Source organism: Acinetobacter sp. YH01021, from assembly GCF_013420255.1.
Taxonomy (GTDB): Bacteria; Pseudomonadota; Gammaproteobacteria; order Pseudomonadales; family Moraxellaceae; genus Acinetobacter.
The window spans coordinates 158,673-180,134 of record NZ_VOYO01000001.1; the positions used below are offsets into that span (position 1 = coordinate 158,673).

Annotated in this window: 18 protein-coding genes, 1 tRNA gene and 1 pseudogene; 9 read left to right on the forward strand and 11 right to left on the reverse strand. The window is 42.9% G+C overall.

Annotated elements, in window-relative coordinates; all coding sequences use genetic code 11:
• The first annotated feature begins 2 nt into the window (after positions 1-2).
• Entirely contained in the window at positions 3-1,274 is a 1,272-nt protein-coding gene (locus FTT86_RS00735; protein ID WP_071851843.1) for a GGDEF domain-containing protein, read from the forward strand.
• An 84-nt stretch (positions 1,275-1,358) separates the two neighbouring features.
• On the opposite strand, the gene argG is transcribed toward FTT86_RS00735, so the two are convergent.
• On the reverse strand, positions 1,359-2,699 hold the full coding sequence (gene argG, locus FTT86_RS00740) for an argininosuccinate synthase (protein ID WP_004279561.1): 1,341 nt from the start codon (positions 2,697-2,699) through the stop codon (positions 1,359-1,361).
• Between the two features lie 248 nt (positions 2,700-2,947).
• Between argG and FTT86_RS00745 the strand changes: the two are divergent.
• The 3 genes and pseudogenes from FTT86_RS00745 (at position 2,948) to FTT86_RS00755 (ending at position 5,653) form a co-directional block, all read left to right on the forward strand.
• Positions 2,948-3,300, forward strand: a pseudogene (locus FTT86_RS00745) (hypothetical protein).
• Positions 3,301-3,439: 139 nt separating this feature from the next.
• Positions 3,440-5,476, forward strand: a complete 2,037-nt coding sequence (locus FTT86_RS00750; protein ID WP_180180390.1) for an NADPH-dependent 2,4-dienoyl-CoA reductase — start codon at positions 3,440-3,442, stop codon at positions 5,474-5,476.
• Between the two features lie 87 nt (positions 5,477-5,563).
• Positions 5,564-5,653 (forward strand) — tRNA-Ser (locus FTT86_RS00755).
• 125 nt (positions 5,654-5,778) lie between these two features.
• Here the strand turns inward: FTT86_RS00755 and FTT86_RS00760 are convergent.
• From FTT86_RS00760 to FTT86_RS00770, 3 genes are all read right to left on the reverse strand, one after another.
• A complete protein-coding gene (locus tag FTT86_RS00760; protein ID WP_180180391.1) occupies positions 5,779-6,750 on the reverse strand; it encodes a methyltransferase in 972 nt (323 codons plus the stop codon).
• A 335-nt stretch (positions 6,751-7,085) separates the two neighbouring features.
• Entirely contained in the window at positions 7,086-7,784 is a 699-nt protein-coding gene (locus FTT86_RS00765; RefSeq protein WP_180180392.1) for a pirin-like bicupin family protein, read from the reverse strand.
• A gap of 180 nt (positions 7,785-7,964) precedes the next feature.
• Positions 7,965-9,188: a L,D-transpeptidase gene (locus tag FTT86_RS00770; protein ID WP_044110271.1), complete on the reverse strand. Its 1,224-nt coding sequence runs from the start codon at positions 9,186-9,188 to the stop codon at positions 7,965-7,967.
• Between the two features lie 205 nt (positions 9,189-9,393).
• On the opposite strand from FTT86_RS00770, the gene hemE reads away from it, so the two are divergent.
• The 5 genes from hemE (at position 9,394) to FTT86_RS00795 (ending at position 15,452) form a co-directional block, all read left to right on the forward strand.
• A complete protein-coding gene (hemE, locus tag FTT86_RS00775) occupies positions 9,394-10,464 on the forward strand; it encodes a uroporphyrinogen decarboxylase (RefSeq protein WP_071851859.1) in 1,071 nt (356 codons plus the stop codon).
• Positions 10,465-10,474: 10 nt separating this feature from the next.
• Positions 10,475-11,278, forward strand: coding sequence for a DUF817 family protein (locus FTT86_RS00780; RefSeq protein ID WP_004646389.1), 804 nt, complete (start codon positions 10,475-10,477; stop codon positions 11,276-11,278).
• Positions 11,279-11,421: 143 nt separating this feature from the next.
• Positions 11,422-11,892, forward strand: coding sequence for a DUF3015 family protein (locus tag FTT86_RS00785; RefSeq protein WP_180180393.1), 471 nt, complete (start codon positions 11,422-11,424; stop codon positions 11,890-11,892).
• Between the two features lie 77 nt (positions 11,893-11,969).
• Positions 11,970-13,856 carry a DUF4105 domain-containing protein gene (locus tag FTT86_RS00790; RefSeq protein WP_071851861.1) on the forward strand — a complete coding sequence of 629 codons (1,887 nt, stop codon included), beginning with the start codon at positions 11,970-11,972 and terminating at the stop codon, positions 13,854-13,856.
• A 198-nt stretch (positions 13,857-14,054) separates the two neighbouring features.
• Complete coding sequence (locus FTT86_RS00795; RefSeq protein WP_071851863.1) at positions 14,055-15,452, forward strand: diguanylate cyclase; 1,398 nt, start codon at positions 14,055-14,057, stop codon at positions 15,450-15,452.
• A gap of 11 nt (positions 15,453-15,463) precedes the next feature.
• On the opposite strand, the gene FTT86_RS00800 is transcribed toward FTT86_RS00795, so the two are convergent.
• From FTT86_RS00800 to FTT86_RS00830, 7 genes are all read right to left on the reverse strand, one after another.
• The gene (locus FTT86_RS00800) at positions 15,464-16,024 is read right to left on the reverse strand and encodes a DUF4385 domain-containing protein (protein ID WP_071851865.1); all 561 of its coding nucleotides are present in this window, start codon (positions 16,022-16,024) and stop codon (positions 15,464-15,466) included.
• A 115-nt stretch (positions 16,025-16,139) separates the two neighbouring features.
• Positions 16,140-16,574: a hypothetical protein gene (locus FTT86_RS00805; protein WP_004646396.1), complete on the reverse strand. Its 435-nt coding sequence runs from the start codon at positions 16,572-16,574 to the stop codon at positions 16,140-16,142.
• 323 nt (positions 16,575-16,897) lie between these two features.
• The gene (gene folE / locus FTT86_RS00810) at positions 16,898-17,446 is read right to left on the reverse strand and encodes a GTP cyclohydrolase I FolE (protein ID WP_004730181.1); all 549 of its coding nucleotides are present in this window, start codon (positions 17,444-17,446) and stop codon (positions 16,898-16,900) included.
• A 93-nt stretch (positions 17,447-17,539) separates the two neighbouring features.
• The gene (locus FTT86_RS00815; RefSeq protein WP_180180394.1) at positions 17,540-18,223 is read right to left on the reverse strand and encodes a Smr/MutS family protein; all 684 of its coding nucleotides are present in this window, start codon (positions 18,221-18,223) and stop codon (positions 17,540-17,542) included.
• A 198-nt stretch (positions 18,224-18,421) separates the two neighbouring features.
• Entirely contained in the window at positions 18,422-19,228 is an 807-nt protein-coding gene (trpC, locus tag FTT86_RS00820; protein ID WP_180180395.1) for an indole-3-glycerol phosphate synthase TrpC, read from the reverse strand.
• A gap of 20 nt (positions 19,229-19,248) precedes the next feature.
• Complete coding sequence (trpD, locus tag FTT86_RS00825; protein ID WP_064095533.1) at positions 19,249-20,295, reverse strand: anthranilate phosphoribosyltransferase; 1,047 nt, start codon at positions 20,293-20,295, stop codon at positions 19,249-19,251.
• 9 nt (positions 20,296-20,304) lie between these two features.
• Complete coding sequence (locus FTT86_RS00830; protein ID WP_004646400.1) at positions 20,305-20,889, reverse strand: aminodeoxychorismate/anthranilate synthase component II; 585 nt, start codon at positions 20,887-20,889, stop codon at positions 20,305-20,307.
• Positions 20,890-21,462 lie beyond the last annotated feature (573 nt).

The window sequence follows — 21,462 nt, forward strand, 5'->3', positions numbered from 1 at the left end:
CAATGGAATACAAGTACAATCTAGCGAAATTGCAAGATGATAAAGAAGACATAGAACAACTGATTACACGGCAAAGCCAGCGTGTAGGCCCGGTCTTCCCACAAAATCTGGAACAAGAATTCTGGACCAAAAATCTGGAACGCGCCCGTAAACATGTCGAAAAATATGTCTGGGCTGGAGTACTAGCCTATTTCCTTTTTTTAGTGGTAATGATTCCTACAGATTACTGGAGTATCAGCAAAGAATATTTCGTACATGATTTTGTCCTGTGTATGCTGGGCCTGCTCAATGGTGGCATGTCATTAATCATTTTTTATATATTCTCCTGTTTACCCAAGATCAAGCGCTTTTTTCCGCAGGCTTCGATGCTGTTGGTGTTCTGGATACAGGTGTCAATTTCATGCATTACCATGTCGATTAAAACTGATGCCTTGCAGCATCAGTCCATGGCCATAGTCACGATCGTGTATATCCTGGGTTATATTCTGACCGGTATTAGACCGATTCAGATGCTGGTCACCGGATTACTCGCTGCGGCAACTACTATTCTTGTATTGTTTAGCCTTTCAGTTGAATTTAATCCTATGGTTTTTGGCCGGATTTTAATTGGAAGTTGCTTGCTGGGTTATGTGATTAGCCATATGATTTTTGCCCGTGAACGTGTGATATTTCTCTATAGCATTCGCGCCAGAATCAGTGAGCAGATCCAGCGTATCCATACCAACGAATTATTACATTTGAGTCAGTACGATGAGCTGACCAAGATTTCCAATCGACGGACTTTTGATGAGACGCTGCAAGTCCATTTCGAACGTGCACATCGTGAAGAAACGGCATTGGCAATTCTGTTTATCGATGTAGATTTCTTTAAAAATTACAACGATTTTTATGGGCATCAGAAAGGTGATGATGTCATTTCGACTATTGCCAAAACCATCAAAAATGCGATCCGTCATATGGACTTTGTCGCGCGTTATGGCGGGGAAGAGTTTGTGGTGCTCTTGCCAGAAACGGATGCACATGGTGCTTATGCAGTGGCTTCAAATATTTTTAAGGCGATTGATCGTCTGGAAATTCCACATGAAAAATCCTCGGTTGCGAAACATATCACCATCAGTTTAGGCATTACCGTCTATCGTGGTGAAGATGATATTGATAAAGACGCCTTATTGGGAATCGCGGATCAGGCGCTATATCGTGCCAAACAGCTTGGACGCAACCAGATTTATTATCAGTCCATTCGTTCAGTCAATTCAGATATCGCAAATGGTTAGAGATTATTACAATCAATAAACGAACCCTCAATAAAAAACCGCTCATCAGGAGCGGTTTTTTAAGAAACTAAAAAGGACTAAAACTTAGTTTTTGTCTTTTAGTTGTGGCACTGCAGATGCTGAACCAACTGCCAATAAACCAGTCTCTGTATAGATGCCCAGTTTCGCACGAGTATCCGTGATATCCAGGTTACGCATGGTCAACTGACCAATACGATCCATCGGCGAGAACATAGAATCACCTTTCTCCATAGTCAAACGCTCAGCTTCATAAGTGAGGTTCGGAGATTCAGTATTCATAATGGTGTAGTCATTACCACGACGCAATTCGATCGTTACAGTACCGGTAACTGCTTTAGCAACCCAACGCTGTGCAGTTTCACGCAGCATAAGCGCTTGAGAATCGAACCAGCGACCTTGGTAAAGCAAACGACCTAAACGTAGACCGTTAATACGGTATTGTTCAATCGTATCTTCGTTATGAATACCCGTTACCAGACGCTCATAAGCGATGTGAAGCAGCGCCATACCCGGAGCTTCATAGATACCGCGAGATTTCGCTTCGATGATCCGGTTTTCGATTTGATCCGACATGCCTAGACCGTGACGGCCACCGATGCGGTTCGCTTCAAGAATAAATTCAACTGGATCTTCAATGCGTTGACCGTTGATAGCAACCGGGAAGCCTTCTTCAAAAGTAATCGATACTTCTTCAGCTTTTACTTCTACGTCATCTTTCCAGAACGCAACGCCCATGATTGGCTCAACGATTTTGATGCCTGCATTCAGGTATTCAAGATCTTTAGCTTCGTGCGTCGCACCCAGCATGTTTGAGTCAGTTGAATAAGCTTTTTCTTTTGACATTTTATAGTCAAAACCATTGTCGATCAGGAACTGTGACATTTCTGCACGTCCGCCCAGCTCGTCAATGAAAGTTTGGTCTAACCAAGGCTTGTAGATTTTAAGCGCAGGATTGGTCAATAAACCATAACGGTAGAAACGTTCAATGTCGTTGCCTTTATAAGTTGAACCGTCACCCCAGATGTTAACGTCATCTTCTTTCATGGCAGTAACCAGCATGGTGCCTGTTACTGCACGACCCAATGGCGTCGTGTTGAAATAAGGCATACCACCTGTAGAAATATGGAACGCGCCACATTGAATTGCAGCAATACCTTCTAATGCAAGCTGTAAACGGCAGTCGATTAAACGTGCTTTTACTGCGCCATAAGCTTCAGCTTTTTTTGGAATCGCATCGTAATCGTCTTCGTCTGGCTGACCCAGGTTTGCTGTGTAAGCATAAGGTTCAGCGCCTTTTTGTTTCATCCACAAAAGAGCAGCAGAAGTATCTAGACCACCAGAGAAGGCAATACCAACTTTTTTACCTACTGGGACATTCTGCAAGATAGTTGCATTATCAGACATTGTTCATCCTAATGATATGAAATAGGCACGCCAGAATTGGTGGCCTGAAAAAATACATATTGCATCAATTGTATCATTAATTTATTTAGGTTTGCTTTAGAAAAGAAAAACTCGTTTTAAAATCTCTATTCAATAGGCTTAAATAATCATAAATCGCACGATTTTCACCAGAATCCTGCTGAAAACGGAAGAAATTGGTTATATTCAGCCGAATAAAGTTAAAAATCAGATAAAACAGGAATAAAAGCATGGTGACTCGCATCCCACCTTTACCTAATTTAAATCCTAAAGCTAAGAATGAAACACTGGCACTGTTACATGGGATTTATGCCGGCCTGATTGGTTTTAGTACAGTGCTGTTTTATATCTTGAATATCAGCAATCCAGTATTTCCATGCTGATTTTAGGTGTGGTGCTGCTGCTTTTAGGCTTGCTGATGTTTTTTAATATACAGGCCAGTATCAAGGTGAAGCAGGGCAATGGTTCAGGACGAACTTTATCCAGAATAATGGCCATCCTGATGTTGCTGAGTTTTCCAATTGGTATAGTATTGGGCGCGATTGCATTATGGAAATCCAGCGCACGACAATGGCAGAACTAATTCGTCATGTATAGAAAGAACTGTTTCGAAGATTGATATTTGTGCCTGAAAATGCTGAACTCCGGGTCATAAAAAGCCGCTGAAAATCAGTTAAAGTAAGGGAATGACTTGCTCAGCCAAATATAATCAGGGATTTGTTATGACCACGACGCGCTATGCCAACATTTTAAAACCACTGCATTTAGGTTTTACCACCATTAAAAACCGGGTCGTAATGGGGTCGATGCATACTGGTCTGGAAGACCGCTTTTATAATTATCCTAAACTGGCAGCGTATTTTGGCGAACGTGCCAAGGGTGGCGTAGGTCTGCTGATTACGGGTGGAATATCGCCGAACCGTCAAGGCTGGTTGTTGCCGGCGGGCGGCACCATGAATACCTTGGGAGATATTGCGCCACATCGTCTGGTGACGCATGCAGTGCATAAACATGGCGCCAAAATTCTTTTGCAAATTCTGCATGCCGGACGTTATGGCTATCAGCCTTTTGTGGTGTCGGCAAGTCCAATCAAATCGCCAATTTCTCCTTTTAAACCACGTGAAATGTCAGATAAACAGATCCTGAATACCATTCAGGACTATGTCAACACGGCCAGTATTGCCAAAAAGGCTGGCTATGATGGCGTGGAAATCATGGGTTCGGAAGGCTATTTGCTGAATCAGTTTTTAAGCCGTCATGTTAATCAGCGTACTGACCGTTGGGGTGGTCCGATTGAAAACCGGATGCGTTTTGCCGTAGAAATTGTTAAAGCCATTCGCGAGGAAATTGGCGAAAAATTTATTATCTGTTTCCGTTTGTCGCTTCTCGATTTGGTACATGATGGCAATACCATGCAGGAAGTCATTACCGTAGCTAAAGCTTTGGAAAAGGCAGGAATTACTTTGCTCAATACCGGGATTGGCTGGCATGAAGCACGTATTCCCACCATTGTGACTTCTGTACCGCGTGCTGCTTTTGTCGATTACACTGCTGAAGTCAAAAAACATGTTTCGGTGCCAGTGATTGCATCCAACAGGATCAATATGCCAGACACTGCCGAGGCGATTCTGGCCTCTGGTCAGGCAGATATGGTGCAGATGGCACGTCCACTTTTGGCCGATGCTTTCTGGGTCAATAAAACCGCGACCAATCGTGTTGATGAAATCAATACCTGTATTGCCTGTAATCAGGCTTGTCTGGATCATACCTTTAAAAACCAGCGGGCAACCTGTCTGGTCAATCCGCGTGCCGCTTATGAAACCGAACTGGTTTATATCAAAACCAAAAAACCGAAAAGTATTGCAGTGATTGGCGGGGGAGTTGCAGGTCTGTCTGCTGCTACGGTCGCAGCCAGTCGCGGGCATGATGTGACGCTGTTTGAGGCCAATCATGAAGTAGGCGGGCAGTTCAACCTGGCTAAAGTCATTCCAGGGAAAGAGGAATTTCACGAAACGATTCGTTATTTTAAAGTGCAGCTAGAAAAAACCGGAGTTGATCTGCGTCTCAATACCCGTGTCAATCGCGAGCAGTTGGAGCGTGAAGGTTTTGATGAGGTGATTGTGGCTACAGGTGTCGTGCCGCGTGCCTTGAATATCGAAGGCAGTCAGGCACCACAAGTCTTGTCTTATGCAGAAGTGCTACGCGGCGCGCCTGTCGGTGATCGTGTTGCGGTCATTGGCGCAGGTGGTATTGGTTTTGATGTGTCCGAGTTTTTATTAAAGCCACCGCATCAGATACAGCCGCAACCTGTGGATGAGTGGAAGCGTGAATGGGGTGTGGATTCTCATCCAGATTATGTGACTGAGGGTGGGTTACAGCGTGCTGAAGTAGAACCTCCGGTACGGGAAATTTATCTATTACAACGTAAAAAAACACCACTTGGCGCAGGACTAGGCAAGACTTCAGGCTGGGTACATCGTGCCCAGTTAAAAAAACATGCCGTGCGTATGTTGCGCGGTGTGCAATATAAATCTGTCACGGATGAAGGCTTATGGATTGAGGTGGATGGCCATGCTCAATTATTGCGTGTGGATACCATTGTGGTATGTGCAGGTCAGGAATCGGTAAAAGACCTGATGCCGAGTGCTAGGGAAAATACCTTGGCGCAGTATCATATTATTGGCGGTGCAAAACTGGCTGCTGAACTCGATGCCAAGCGCGCCATTCGTGAGGGAGCGGAATTAGCAGCAAAACTGTAAGGATTTGATGAAACTATATGCAGTTGATTGCATTCACTGTAATTTTCACTTGTCAGTCGGATAAAAGCTCCGTATTATTGCGGCCATGGAAGCGTGGCAGAGCGGTTTAATGCACCGGTCTTGAAAACCGACGAGGGTGTGAGTCCTCCGTGAGTTCGAATCTCACCGCTTCCGCCAAATTTTAAAAACCCCAGTCGAAAGATTGGGGTTTTTTTATTTCTATGATTTTAATAAAACGATTTAAAATAAGCTGATAGCGAACAAAGTCAAAATTTTAAAATTCCATAATTAATAAATATTCTTTAATTGCCTACTGCAATTTTGATTAATGCCAACGCAATTCTTTGCACATGTTGGTAAGCCGGTTGTTCCAGCTCTTCACCAAAAATATCCGGGTCAATTTCCTCATAGGACCACGTTATATTTTGATGCTGTTTCATCAAATCTTTAAGATGCTGCAAAAACAGATTGCCATGCTCAGTCACGGTCACACCGGTATATAGAAATAAATGTCCGCCAGAATTCAGTCGCTGTAGACCTTCTTTTATAATCCTGAATGATAAATCACAGCCATCCAGTTTATTACCACCATGACGATATTGACGTTGTTCCGGATCAATTAAATACGGCGGATTGGCAAAAATCAGATCAAATTTTCCATCAAGATTGGAAAATAAATTATTTTGAACCGGATGAATATGGTTTAAGCTGGCAAAACTGATATTAATTTGGCTATAGAGCAAGGCTTTGGGATTCAGGTCTGCAACCATAATTTCATTAACATTTGGAAAATGTCTGGCAATGCTGATCGCGGCTGCTGAAGTGCCACAACACATTTCCACGACCCGTTTGAAAGGGTGAGTCTGAGCAGGTAGATATTGCTTGAGATGATAGATAAAGCGATACGTATCGGGACCAAAAAATACCGCATCTTGCTGAGTGGTTGGAAAAGCTGAATGAATAAAGAGTTCGCCATCGAGTGAAGAAACTCGAATCTGACTCAAGTATTGATCTTCCTGAACCTGTAGAAGCTGATGTTCTTGCAATAATGAAAAAAGGGCAGAATCAAGATCAGTTTTTTTAAAGTTTAGATTCCAGCCAAAGATATCCTGAAGGGTTCTTTGCTTATAAATTTCATTCTTTTTTCGATTCAGAATTCGCTGGTGGGAAAGCGGTGTAATGGTCGTAAACTGATAATCTTGTTGTTTTAAAAAGGCTAATAAATAAAGCAAAGCTTGCTGCGGGCTGCTTTGAATCTCTAAAATTTGGTTCATATAAATATGCTCTTCTATTTATTTAATCTACATGAAAAGATCAATTCACTTTATGCCTGCAAAAGACAATATCAAACCAGTCGTGAATGATCAAAGCTATACAGCACTGGATTCCATGGAAAGGGATCAGTTTATATTCACCTAAATAATGCATTGCTTAGGTAAAAATGTGATGAGAATTGGTTGGATTTGTATAGGTCGTAGGCATAATTTTATTGGTTAAGCAGCCTTATTATGACTTTGCGAACTATTATTTTTTATTCATGATTATACGTATAAAAAATGGCTATTAATCACTGGGATCAATAGCCATTAGAGCTGAGAGCTTTAAAAGCTTAGTTGGGTACTTCCGGCAAATCAAACCAGATCACTTGCGCATCTTCGCTTACTTTAATTTCTGTATCATCTAGAAAAGCAATTGCGCCGCCAGCTTCAACTGTATGTTCAGCGATCTGGACAGTGCCAGAAACAACATGTACATAATTAATATGCTGGGTCGCTTTCACTTCCAGACTTTGGCCTTGCTGAATCACCGCAGTTTTGACTTCGGCATTCTGACGAATATGCATCGGTGCATTGTCATTCGGACCACAAATCAAATGCCACTGGTTCGGTTGCTCATGCGGGTCAAGACGGATTTGCTGATAGTTCGGCTTGGCATCACGTTCATTTGGAATAATCCAGATTTGCAGTAAATGGACCTGTTCGTCGCCTTGGTTCATTTCACTGTGCCGCACACCTGTTCCTGCACTCATCAGTTGCCATTCACCCGCAGCGATTCCGCCATGATTGCCCATGCTGTCCTGATGGGTAATGGTTCCTTTCAGCACACAGGTCAGGATTTCCATATTGTCATGTGGATGCGTTCCAAAACCCTGATGTCCATCAATCAGGTCATCATTAATGACACGTAAAGCGCTGACACCCATATACTTTGGGTTATACCAGTTACCAAATGAGAAACTGTGTTTAGACTCCAGCCAGCCCATTTTTACATGACCACGATTTTCGCTAGGATGTAGAAAAGCATTCATGATTTTATCTCGACATTATTTTTAACTTGAGATCATCATACTGTCGTTTTATAACTGAAAAAATCTCAAATAGGCGACAGATCATTGCATTTTTGCAACGACAGAGCTGAAAGTAAACATAAGGAATAAAAAAGCCCGCTCAAAAGCAGGCTATTTTTATTCAAATCGGCAGACCGATCATCATTCTAAGAAACGAACCGTTACCCCAGATTTGACTTTACGGCCAAGATCATTGGCATCCCAGTTAGTCAAACGAATACAACCATGTGACGCTGTTTTCGAAATGGTAGACGGGTTTGGTGTTCCGTGAATACCAAATGATTTCTTGCTTAAACCAATCCAGATATTCCCGACAGGACCGTTAGGACCCGGTGGTAAAGATAGTGGTTTTAAGTTTTTACCTTGTACAAAGTTAGACGGTGAATAGCTGTACCAAGGGTTTGGTGCAACACCTGTTACTTTATAGGTTCCGGTCGGAGATGGTGTATCCGCACTACCAATGGTGGCAGGGAATGACGCGATCATTTGATTTTTACTGTTAAATAAGTACAGTTGTTTCGCACCTTTATGTGCAACAATCAAGTGAATACCTTCAGGCAAGTCATTACGTACATTACTGACCAGTAATTTTTCCCCAACTTTATTAAAGTTAGCATTTGGATTGAGTTTCTTTAAGAAATTCTCATCCATATGGAATTTTTCGCTCAACATTTCACTGACACGTGTGTAGTACAAGCCTTTCATTTTCGCCTGTAACGCATAATCTGAAGGAATAGACTTGGCAAATGGGCCTGCCAGATCTTTTTCAGTAATGGTGTATTCAACAAAGGCTGGCTTAGAACCCTGACGTGCAACTAGTTTATCCCAGGTTTCCTGAGTCAAAACACCTGTCGGTTTAATGCCATTCATTTGCTGGAAAGATGCAATGGCTTTTAGTGTATTTTTACCGCTGGTTCCGTCAATCGCCCCCGGTGATGCATGGGCATTATTCAGCATGACATGTGCACGTGCGTAAACTGGGAATTGACCTGCACCGATATTTTCATACCACTGGGCATTATTTAAGCCGTCTAAAGTCCACGAAGCTTTGGTCGCTGCAGAGTTAGTCGGTGCTTTGGTATTTGGTGCTGCGCCAATAGAAGCAGTCTGATCTTCGGTATCCTGTAGCTCATTCAGCGCTTCAGATGCCTGTTTTAAGTCTTGTTGTTCTTGTGCGGTAATTTGCGCTTCTGCAGGTGCTGCTTGGGCCGCTGAAGCTTCAGTTGCTAATGGATCAATCGGATCTTGCACTGCAACATCAGTCACCACTTGGGGTTTTAATGGTTGTTCAGCAGTAGACGCGGCAAAAACTTGACCTGCGAAAATGCAACCTAGACTCACAGCGAGCATTGTGCGAACGAACATGTAACTCAACCTTAAGAATTATTTCTTTAACTATGTGAAAAAACACTATAAGTATTACAGAAAAAATGTGGAGATGCAGTAGTTGTTTTGTGTAAATCACTAGGTTGCCGTTCAATCCGATCGGTTTTTAAAGTTGTCAGAAGTTATTAAAACTGCGGCCTTTTTGCTATGATGTTGGCAATGTCAAAGAAAGATGGGAATGTGAATGACGACCTTAAAAAATGATCGTTTTCTGCGCGCATTGTTGCGTGAGCCTGTAGATGCTACGCCAGTATGGATGATGCGTCAGGCTGGCCGTTATTTGCCTGAGTACCGCGAAACGCGTACCAAGGCAGGAGATTTCCTTTCGCTTTGCAAGAATACTGAACTGGCCTGTGAAGTAACTTTGCAGCCTTTACGCCGTTATGATCTTGATGCCGCGATTTTATTCTCGGATATCTTGACGGTTCCGGATGCTTTGGGACTGGGGCTGTATTTTGAAGCCGGTGAAGGCCCGAAATTTCACAAGACCATCCGTACCGAACAGGATGTCGCCAATCTGCCTGCATTTAATGCCAAGTCGGATCTGGATTATGTGATGAATGCCGTTTCGACCATTCGTTCAGCCTTGGGCGGTCACGTTCCTCTGATTGGTTTCTCGGGCAGTCCATGGACTCTGGCAACGTATATGGTCGAAGGCGGTTCAAGCAAGGATTTCCGTTTTACCAAACAGATGATGTATGCGCAGCCTGAAGTTTTGCATGCTTTGCTGGATCGTCTGGCTGATGCAGTGACTGAATATTTGAATGCGCAGATCGATGCGGGTGCACAAGCGGTACAGATCTTTGATAGTTGGGGTGGGGCATTAGCACATCGTGAATATATCGAGTTCTCGCTGAACTATATGCAGAAGATTGTCGCTGGTTTGCAACGTGAGAAAGACGGCCGCAAGATTCCGGTAATTCTGTTTACCAAAGGTGGCGGTCAATGGTTGGAACCGATGATTACGACAGGCGCAGATGCATTTGGTCTGGACTGGACCATGCCATTGAATGTCGCTCGTCAAACGGTTGCTGGTCGTGCAGCACTTCAGGGTAACCTGGATCCTGCAACTTTATATGGTTCATCAGACACCATCATTAAAGCGACAAAAGCCATGCTGGATGATGCCTATGCCAATGGCGAGAAAACCGGTTATGTTGCCAATTTAGGTCATGGTATTACCCAGTGGGTTGATCCGGCGAATCCAAAAGCATTTATTGATACCGTACATGAGTATAGTGCCAAATATCTTTAGGATGTAAACCTTGATCGATCTATTCAAATCAGGGTTTGAATTTACTTATAAGGCAGCTTCGGCTGCCTTATTTGGGATTTTACTCCTGCTCGCTTTTGCGCTGACTGCTTCTATGGGCAGCGATCTCTTCTTTGGTTTTTACCGGTATGACTATCTGCTTTTTTTTGCTTTGCTGATTCAGGTGATATTGCTCTATACCAAACTGGAATCCTGGGCTGAAGCCAAAGTGATTGCGTTATTTCATCTCATGGCCATGGTGATGGAAATCTTCCTGACCCATCCGGCAATTGCTTCCTGGCATTACCCTCAACCCGCAATATTTAAAATCCTGACCGTGCCTTTATTTGCCGGTTTTATGTATTCTGCAGTCGGCAGTTTTTTTGCGCGCTCTTTACGTCTATATCAGGTTTCATTTGAAAAATTGCCGCGTTTTAGCCATATGCTGACATTGGCTGTCTTGTCTTATATCAACTTTATGAGCAAGTTTTTTATTCCCGATTATCGGGTGATTTTATTTGTCTGGAGCGTGCTGATGTTCTGGAAAACCAGAATTCGCTTTCAGCTGAATCGGCATACTTTTCAGTTGCCGATGTTACCCGTACTGCTGATTCTGGCGTTTATTATCTGGATTGCCGAGAACATCAGTACCTTTTACCAGATCTGGCTCTATCCAAGCCAGATTGAGCAATGGCATATGGTGGGATGGGGCAAACTGGGCTCCTGGTATTTGTTGTTATTGCTGAGTCTGGTGTTAGTACTGAAAATCTTGGGACAGCGTAATTCACAAGGCGATTGGGCGCTCAAGGAACAGTAAAATCAATCAGGTTATGTTTATGTAAAGCATACATTTTTTCAATTGCGCCAAACTTGACTTGTCGCTACTCTGCTGAGTATGTAATTTAAATTACATTATTAGAGTAATAACAAAGATTGCATGAGAATAATTGGAGAATAACTATGTTGAAAAAAATTATGCTGGCGGCGGTATTGGCGACTGGTTCAAGCATGGCGATGGCTGACCGAGATGTCGGTTGTGGTATCGGAAGCCAGGTGTGGGCGGGTCAGTCTGGTATTATTCCTAAACTCTTTGCAGGTACGACCAACGTTCTGTTCACGAATCAGTGGCTCGGGATCACTTTTGGTACTTTAGGTTGTAGCCAGGGCGGTACCGTAACCGCTCAAGTGGTGACCTTTACCAATGAAAACGCTGAAGCATTGGCGCGTGATATGGCAGTTGGAGAGGGTGAAAGCCTGAATGTTCTGGCTGAACTTTTGAATATTAAATCTGAAGATAAAGCTCGTTTCTTTAGCGTTTCCAAGCAGAATTTCTCTGAAATTTATTCCGAAGAAAACCAGAATACATTACAAGTTTTAAGCACCTTACAAACTGTGATGGCCAAAGATAAAGTATTGAAATCCTACATCTGATCCGCACCCTAAAAACCCTGCTGTTCTAGCAGGGTTTTCTTATGACTAAAAGAAATTGATGAGAATAAGTTAACTGAATGAAATATGCGTTCTTCATGTTGGGCCTGACATTCAGCCCTTTAAGTTTTTCTAGCGAAATTAATCCAGACATCCAGCATTATATCGCTCAGGCCGAAACTCAGCATCTGGATCAGAGCACTACCTGGCAACGTCTCATGTATGCCAATCCCCAAGGTCATAGCGAGGTTAACTATTCGGGCTATTTCCTGGCAGAGCAGGGAAAAACTGATCTAAAAAAAGAAATGCAGCATAACATTCAGGCTTTATTCCTGAGCGCAGAGCCGAATCAGTCCGTCCGCTGTAAGTTTCCTGCACGCAGCAGCTGGTTAATGCAGCAATTGAATATTTCCGAGCAACAATTGCCTGCGGTCAGTTGCCCGGATTTGGATAAATGGATTGGCGAGGTCAAGCCTTATCAGGCAACCCTGATCTATGCCACGGATTTTATGGGTAATCCCAGCTCGATGTTTGGTCATACCTTGTTGCGTCTGGACCCTAAAGACCAGCAACAACTCAATCTGATTTCTTATGCGGTCAACTATGCTGCGACGGTCGATGGCAATGACAACTGGTCCTTTGCCTGGAAAGGGCTGACTGGACAATATCCGGGTGAATATTCACTGATGCCGTATTACCGCAAGGTCAAAGAGTATGGTGACTTTGAAAGCCGGGATTTGTGGGAATATGAATTAAACTTAAGTCCGCAAGAAACCAGGTTTTTGGTACAGCATCTCTGGGAAATGCAAAATGTAAGTTTCCCTTATTATTTTATCAGTGATAATTGCGCTTATCGCCTACTGGGACTGTTTGATCTGGTACGTCCCGAGCTAAATCTACAGAAACAGTTTAATTCGACTGCGATTCCGATTGAAACACTAAAAGTAGTAGAACAGCAGGGCTTGATCAAACAGAAAGTTTACCGTCCGGCGCTTGAAACTCAATTGCTGGCACAGTCCAGACAGCATGGCAAAGCGCTGGCAAAAACTGCGCATCAGCTGGCTTATGCAGAAACAGGTGCAATGCCTTCAATCTTGCAGCCCTATCCGGCAGAAGATCAGGCCAAAATTCTGGAAATGGCCTATGATCATTTATATCTGGACTTTCTCCGACAAACAGTCGATAAATCATTTTCCCAGCCACGTTTCCGCAAGTTACTGGGTTTAAGAAGCCAGCTGGATATCGAGAAACAGCGTAAAGCGCCGGAACGTCCAAAAACAGATCCAGTACAAAGCCATCATGCACGAAATATCAGTCTTCAGGCCGGACAGGTTCAGGGTGAATCCTTTGTCCAGCTTGGCCATCGGCAGGCCTATCATGATCTCATCGACCCGCAAGGTGGTTTTCGAACCGGAACACAATTGTTGTTTCTAGATGGGGCTTTGCAATATCGTGACAGTGAGCTCAAGCTGGAACATCTGGATCTATTTACTGTCAATTCCTATAACCCGGTCAATCCGTTTAATACGCCATTATCCTGGGGTTTTAATCTGGGCTGGAAACAGGAGGCACTGGATGCGCATGGCCAGTTTAGTGAAGATGAACAGCATGGCGTCGCCAGCTTAAAAACTCAGGGTGGTTATAGCTGGGCAAATGCCAGCCGTGAACATCTATGTTATGCGCAAATGCAAACTCAGCTACAGGCAGGCAAGGCACTGGATCAAGGCTGGCGCGTAGGTGCTGGCCCTACTGTGGGGTGCCAGAATATCTGGAGCGATCAGATTAACAGTCTGGTGCAGGTGGAACTGCCTTATTGGGAAGATTCGCATCGCTGGCAGCTGAAACTGAATACTGAACTCCAATATGCATTCAATCCACAACATGCACTTCGGCTGTCTTGGGAATATCAGCAACAGCAGTCCAAAGACTGGGATCAATGGAGTCTTGGTTTGATCCGGTATTTTTAAGATTGAGTTAAAACTGATTAACACTATTCATAAAGTGCTGTGTATCCATGAGGCTGCTGTTCGGTTTTCCCTTGTATAAAAAAATTGGCTAGGTTGGGTACAAATAATCTGGTCGATATTTTAGGAAAAATACCTGATATTTGTTATATTTGTCACATAATGTGAGTGCGAATTGCAAGGTTTTGGGGAACACACAGTATGAATAATGAATGCATGGCAAGACTGGCCGAGCAATGGGAACAGATCTGTCAAAATTATTCATCTGATGACTTATTGCATGCCTTTCACTTTATTCAAGATCACTCCCTGATTCTGGTGGAAGAATTCTATAAAAACATGCTCCTTGAAAAGGAATCTGCAGAATTCTTTTCTGATGACTTGATTCAACAGCGCTTGCGCGACACTTTAAATGCTTGGCTACTTGAAAGCTTTAGTGTGGGAATTAATAAACGCTATGCCGATGCCGTGCAGAAACAGGCGATGGTGGGGCATGTGCATGCGCGTGTCGGAATTCCGTCTTGGCTGATCATGCGCGGTGTGCGTGAAATTGAGCGTAAAATGTTTGAACTGCTGGATGAGAATCCTCACCACAGTATGTTGACCACCTGCAGTTATATTGTCCAGATCATGGGATTTGCCACAGAAGTCATGTGCCGATCTTATGAAGCTAAAACAGCCATGAATCAGGAAATTAAACACAGTTATCGTGTTTTTTCAGCAATGCAGGATGTGGCCGTACAAAAAGATAAACAGCGCAGTTCATTGCTAGACTGGGAAAATGAGCTCATGTTCAAGGTCTTTTCTGAGCATGAAAAATTGAATCATCCGATGTTGTCCAAGTCGGAGTTTGGTTTATGGTTTATTCATAAAGCCTCTTATGCTTTTACCGGCTCTGATCAGGTCGATTTAATCATTGAGCGAATTTATCAAGTCGATGAACTTAATCAAGATATTATGGACTGTACGGACAAAAACAATATGCTGGGACTGATCCAACGAATCCGTGACTTGAACCGTGAGATTCAGTTGTTAGTAGATCAGTTATTTCAGGTGGCCGAATATATTGAATCAGGTAATGATTCATTGACCCAGTTATTGAATCGTCGTTATTTGAATACCATTATTTCACGTGAAATCACTTTTTCCCGTAAGAATCATACGCCTTTGTCTTTACTTGCCATTGATGCTGATTATTTCAAAAGTATTAATGACAAATTTGGACATGCAGCAGGTGATCTGGCCTTGAAATTTCTGGCCGAAGCATTGCAAAAATACAGTCAGGGCAGTGATTATGCTTTCCGGGTCGGCGGTGAAGAGTTTTTGCTATTACTGGTGGATACTGATGAGAAACGTGCCCTGAATATTGCCGAAAGTATTCGTAAATATATTGAAAATGGCATGATTAATTCGGCACAAGGCCAGCAGTTTAAATTTACGGTCAGTATTGGTTGTGTGCTTTATGATGGACATCCGGATTATCAGCGCTTCCTGAATGCGGCAGATTCTGCCTTGTATATGGCCAAGAACAACGGGCGTAACAGAGTTTATATGGCTCATCAGTCCTTGAACCCTGTCGCACAGCCACTCTCAGTTTAAATGAAAGGTTTTTAGCCAGTTGCAGACTGCTGCTCTATAAATTCCTGAAATTTCTGTTTTTGCTGAAGATATTCGGGATGATTTTTAGCTTTATCCCATTTCTGTTTAAAAATTTTGGCAGCAGCGGCTTTAACAGGATCTTCCTGATTGCGGGGCAGCTCGGAACGGCCATGCGCGCCACTTAAACCTTTTTTGTCTTCCGGAACCGGACCGTCGTATTTTTTGCCACCTTTATGGTTGGCATAACGCCGGGCACGGGTAAAACCCATCTGTAAAAACTTGCGTGCCATGTCCGCACCAATAAAATCTTCTTGTTTTAAATAGTCTAGAAAAAGCTGATAGATTTTCTCGCTACTGGCTTGGGCTTTTGCTTCATCTGCAAAGCGCCAGTGTGGCAGGATTTCCGATTTATAAGGCTCAACCAGTAATACACCTTGTTCACCACGGCCAATCCGGTAGAGCTCGGGTCGTTTACGAAAATTAATCTTTGCAAAGTCCAGAGAATAATCAAAACTATTCGAAACTACACGTGACGGACGTTTTGGTGGGGTTACTTTGGCAGATGACTTCATATTCGGCCTTTTCTGAAATTTAAAATGACTCAATATTTCAGCTAATACAAATTATAAAAACGAAAGGACAAGATACAGAAAAGCCCCTGTCTTCTAGAGCTAGGGGCTTTTCATTTTACTTCGATTTTTTCGAACTGGTCTTCGAGGTTTTAGCCTTGGTTGACTTGCTCTTAGAAGAGCTGCTCGACTGCTTTTTAGCAGGTGCCGATTTTTTTGAAGAAGACTTTTTCACTTTAGTGTCGTCTTTACTCTTGTTGCTGCTTTTTGCTTTAGCCGGTTTTTTCGCGGAAGAAGTCTTTTGGTCTTTCGCTTTATCACTGGCTTTTGAGCTCGAATTTTTCTTTGCCTTTACTTTTTCATCTTTGCTGGCATTGTCTTTCTTAGAAGATGCCGCTTTAGATTTACTGCTCGCCGCTTTTTTAGTGACTTTGCGATCACTGTCTTTGTCACTACTCTTATTCGACTTTTTCAGTTTCTCATCTTGGGTCTTTTTAGCAGTTTTTGCTGATTTTTTGCTGTCTTTCGCCTGGTTATTTTTACTATTCGCCATGGTTACTTTCCTTATCATTAAAAATCAATCAGAAAGATATAAAGCGCTTTGCTGTATATCAACTTTAAATTACTTTAAGGGGAGACCGGTGAGATTAAAACTTTATCGTGTATCCAAGTGTAGGCTTGTTGCAAACACAAGCAGGAATTGTTTGAGTTCTAGACTGAAACATAGCAAGTTTTGGGACAGGTCTTTAAACCCTGTTACCAGGTGTTATTTATAGCAAGTGAGCTTTTGAATTAAGTATTGATATCCTCTTCCTTTAAAAGCAAAAAACCCCGAATGATCGAGGCTTTGAGTAACTTATTTTTAAGCTTTAATAATTAATAGCTTTCTGGAACCGCACTTAAAAATTCACGACGTGTTTCTTTGTCGGTTTTAAAATCACCAATAAATGATACCGTACGTGTGGTTGATTCCTGCTTGCCTACACCGCGCATCATCATGCACATGTGCGCAGAATCAATCATTACTGCAACACCGCGTGCTTTGGTGACTTCAGCCACTGCTTCTGCAATTTGCTGAGTCAGATTTTCCTGAATTTGTAAACGGCGTGCAAACATTTCAGTAATGCGGGCAAATTTAGACAGGCCTAAAACATGACCTTCAGGCAAATAGGCGATATGAACGCGGCCATAAAATGGCAATAAGTGATGCTCACATAACGAATAAAATTCGATATTTTTGACCAGTACCATTTCACGGTTATCGGAAGGGAAGACTGCCTTGTTGGTCACTTCTTCAAGTGTCTGGCTATAACCCGAGGTTAAATATGAAAATGCTTTCGCAGCGCGCACAGGCGTATCTTTGAGACCAGGGCGATTTAGATCTTCGCCAACGGCAGTAAGAATGTTTGCGTAGGATTGCTGCATAGTCATATGACGTATTCACTTAAACTGAGAATGAACAAGGACGGCATTGTAGCAGAAAACTTTTACAATGCCTTGTTTTGAGGCTAAAACCGTTTACTGTTTGAACTTTGGATTCTTTTCTGCACGTTTGAGCAGAACCAATACCGCACCGGTACCACCTTGCTTTTCAGGTGCACTGACAAAAGCCAAAACATCGCGATGCTGACGCAGCCAGCCGTTGACATAGGTTTTTAAAATCGCTTCTGGACCTTTACCATGTACGATTTTAATCACGTTCTGGTTTTCATCTTTGGCGATCTGGATAATCTGCAGCACGGCTTGACGCGCTTCTTCCACGGTACAGCCATGCAGATCCACAGCTTCAAACCAGCGCAAGTTACCGGCTTTCAAGTCTTCAAACACTTTATGCTGCAAGGTGGCGATGCGGTAGCTCAAGTTGGCCTGACTGCCGACAGGATTGAGCATGGCCTGAGTATCTGATAAAGCCATTGCCTCTGTTTCCAGCGGGCCAGTAGCCGCTGCACGCTTTGCCAGAACTTGTGCATCCGTTTTTTTCTTGCGCGGTTTGTCCAATTGAACGGTATTTCCCGATTCAATTTTTTGCACGCCCTGCATTTGTTTGCGGAATAATTCCAGTTCTTCTAAAGCTTCTTGCTCGACAGTCTTTTCAACGGGTGCAGCAACGACCGCAGGCGTTTGCGGCTGTGTAATTTGCTTCTTAAAAGATTTCAGCAGGTTGTACTGATCTTTAGATAATGAAGAATCGTGTTTACTCATAATGTAAAAACAAGGGAGATGCGGAATTTACAAGAATTATAGTCTGAAAATAGACAAAGGAGAACTGAATTGCGTTCATGACATTGCTGAGGATTTTAAATACGCTCGAGATTCTATGGTCTACTTTTCAATATTGAAAATAAAAAAGCCCAATCCTGAGATTGGGCTTTTTTAATGCTTAGGTAAGCATTTACAACTTTAAACCACTTCAGGCTCACCAAACAGATCACGGAAAGCATGATCCGGACGTGGCTGTTTCATAAAGCTTTCGCCGACCAAGAAGGCGTGAATATCATTTTCCTGCATCATCGCGACATCCGCGGGAGTAGCAATACCGCTTTCAGTCACCAGCAGGCGTGAAGGGTCCAGTAATTTTTTCAAACGTAATGATGTGTTTAAATCGACATCAAAGGTTTTTAAATTACGGTTATTCACGCCGAGCAAACAACGATCTGAAAGCTTTAAAGCACGGGATAGTTCTTCTTCATCGTGAACTTCAACCAGTACATCCAGATGATGTTCAAATGCAGTTTTAGACATTTCTTCTAACTGCTGGTCAGACAGGCAAGCCACAATCAGCAAGATACAGTCTGCATGCAGGGCACGTGCTTCGATGACCCCATAAGGATCGATCAGAAAGTCTTTGCGCAGTGCAGGCAGGTCGCAATGTGAACGGGCAATCTGAATATTGTCATCATGTCCTTGGAAAAAGTCTACATCGGTCAGCACCGATAAACAGGCTGCGCCTGCCTCCTGATACTGTGCTGCAATTTCCGCAGGGTTAAAGTTCTCGCGAATAATGCCCTTAGATGGCGAAGCTTTCTTAATTTCAGCAATGACACCCGGACGTTTCGATACTAAAGACCGGGCAAAACCACGCACAGGTGATGCACCTTGTGCCAGTTCTTCCAGATCTTTATAGCTTTTCTGCTTTAAACGTAGGGCAAATTCTTCTTTTTTACGGTCAACAATCTTGCCTAAAATTGTGTTTGCGATATCCACCATGATCAAAATCCCTGACCGAATTAAGCTTCGTAATGTTTAATGGTTTTGGTAAATTCAGACAGCACACTCATTTTTTCAAGTGCCTGACCGCCGTAAATAATGTCATGTGCCAGCGCAACACCTTGCTTATAGCTGCTGGTTAAACCGGAGACATAAATACCCGCGCCGGCATTCAGCGCGATCATGTTCGCGGCTTTATCACCGATGTCTGATTTTTTCTTGCCCAGTGCATCTTTGATTAAAGCCAGACTTTGCGCAGAATCTTCCACAATCAGTCCGGTCAGGGTTTGCGACTCAATATCGACCGATTCAGGAATAATTTCCCATTCAGTGACTTCCCCATTTTTCAGTTCAGCAACATGAGTTGAAGAGGCAATACTGATTTCATCCAGACCATCACGTGAATGTACCACCATCACATGTTCAGCACCGAGCTGTTTCATGACTTCCGCAATCGGACGGCAGAGTTCATTGGAAAATACGCCAATGACTAAACGATTTACTCCGGCCGGATTCGTAAGCGGGCCAAGTAAATTGAAAATACTACGAATTCCTAATTCTTTACGTGGGCCGATTGCATATTTCATGGCTTGATGATGATTCGGCGCAAACAGGAAACCGACACCAACGTCACGGATACAGCGTTCAGTCTGCTGCATGTTCAGGTCCAGGTTAATCCCGGCCTGTTCCAGTAAATCCGACGAACCTGATTTGGTCGAAACGCCGCGGTTACCATGTTTGGCAATGGTTGCGCCCGCTGCTGCAATTACAAATGCAGAAGCAGTAGAAACATTAAACAGGTTCTGGCCATCACCGCCTGTACCCACGATGTCCACTAAATATGGAATATCACTGACATCAATTTTGGTAGCCAGTTCACGCATAACACGTGCAGCTGCAGTAATCTCATCAATGCTTTCGCCTTTTAGGCGTAAGCCCATCAGCAGGGCACCAATCTGGGCATCGGTCGCTTCACCTGACATGATGGCACGCATCACGTCTTGCATTTGATCCTGAGTCAGGTGAATGTTTTTAGTAATATTGCTTAAAGCTTGTTGAATATTCATAAGATGTTCTTAGGCATAAATTTCGAGAAAGTTTTTAAAGATTTGATGACCATGCTGGCTCAGAATCGATTCAGGATGGAACTGCACGCCTTCGACCGGCAATGTCTTATGTTTCACACCCATAATTTCTTCCATAGAGCCATCCGCTTCATTGGTCCAGCAGGTGACTTCCAGACATTCGGGCAAGGTAGCTTGATCAATCACCAGTGAATGATAGCGCGTTGCAGGAAATGGAGAAGGAAGATTGCTGAAAATCCCGGTATCACTGTGGTACATATCAGACAGACGGCCATGCATGACACGTTTGGCACGCACGATATCACCGCCAAATGCCTGCCCAATACTTTGATGACCAAGACAAACGCCCAGTAAAGGAATTTTGCCAGCAAAATGCTGAATGGCAGGAATAGAAATTCCTGCCTCACTTGGCGAGCACGGGCCGGGGCCAATCACTAAATACTTAGGTTGCCATCGCTCTATATCTTCCAATGTCACGGCATCATTACGGACTACTTTTACTTCTTGATTCAGTTCGCCAAAATATTGGACGATGTTATAAGTAAAGGAGTCATAGTTGTCGATCATTAAAAGCATGAGCTTAACCTATTGAAATTAATGCACTTAACTGTGCTAAAGTTGTCCCGATCGTACTTTAATTCGCGCTTATTGCAAGCACTTGTGTAACACAACTAAATCATTGATTTCATTGTGTGAAAATAAAGCACGCTTCATCATAGCAAAAAATAGCCATATTCGGCGCAACAATTTCATCAAATTTGATGGCTTAAGAAGCCGATCTAAACAGAATGGAAATTATTGAATCATTATTTTAAGTAATAGACTTACCATTAGAAAGTTATAAGTATGATTAGTTTTAGAGTAGAACTTAAAAATTAAAAAGAAAGTTAAAAAAAGATTAAAATTTTTTGGTGAAAAAAACATCACTTGAATCAGACCGCGTGATATAAAATTTTATTTCAAAAGTATAGTTAAAGAAAATGCCTCAAAATAATCAGGTGATCCTAAGTCAATCCGGAAGTTTTCTTTACTGATATCTCATAAAAAATGCTTAATTCTTAGCTAAAACTAAATAAAAACTAAACAAAAGTTGAAAAAAGCAGCATATCCACTATAAAAAATTATGTTTCTAATACATTTTTATTCACC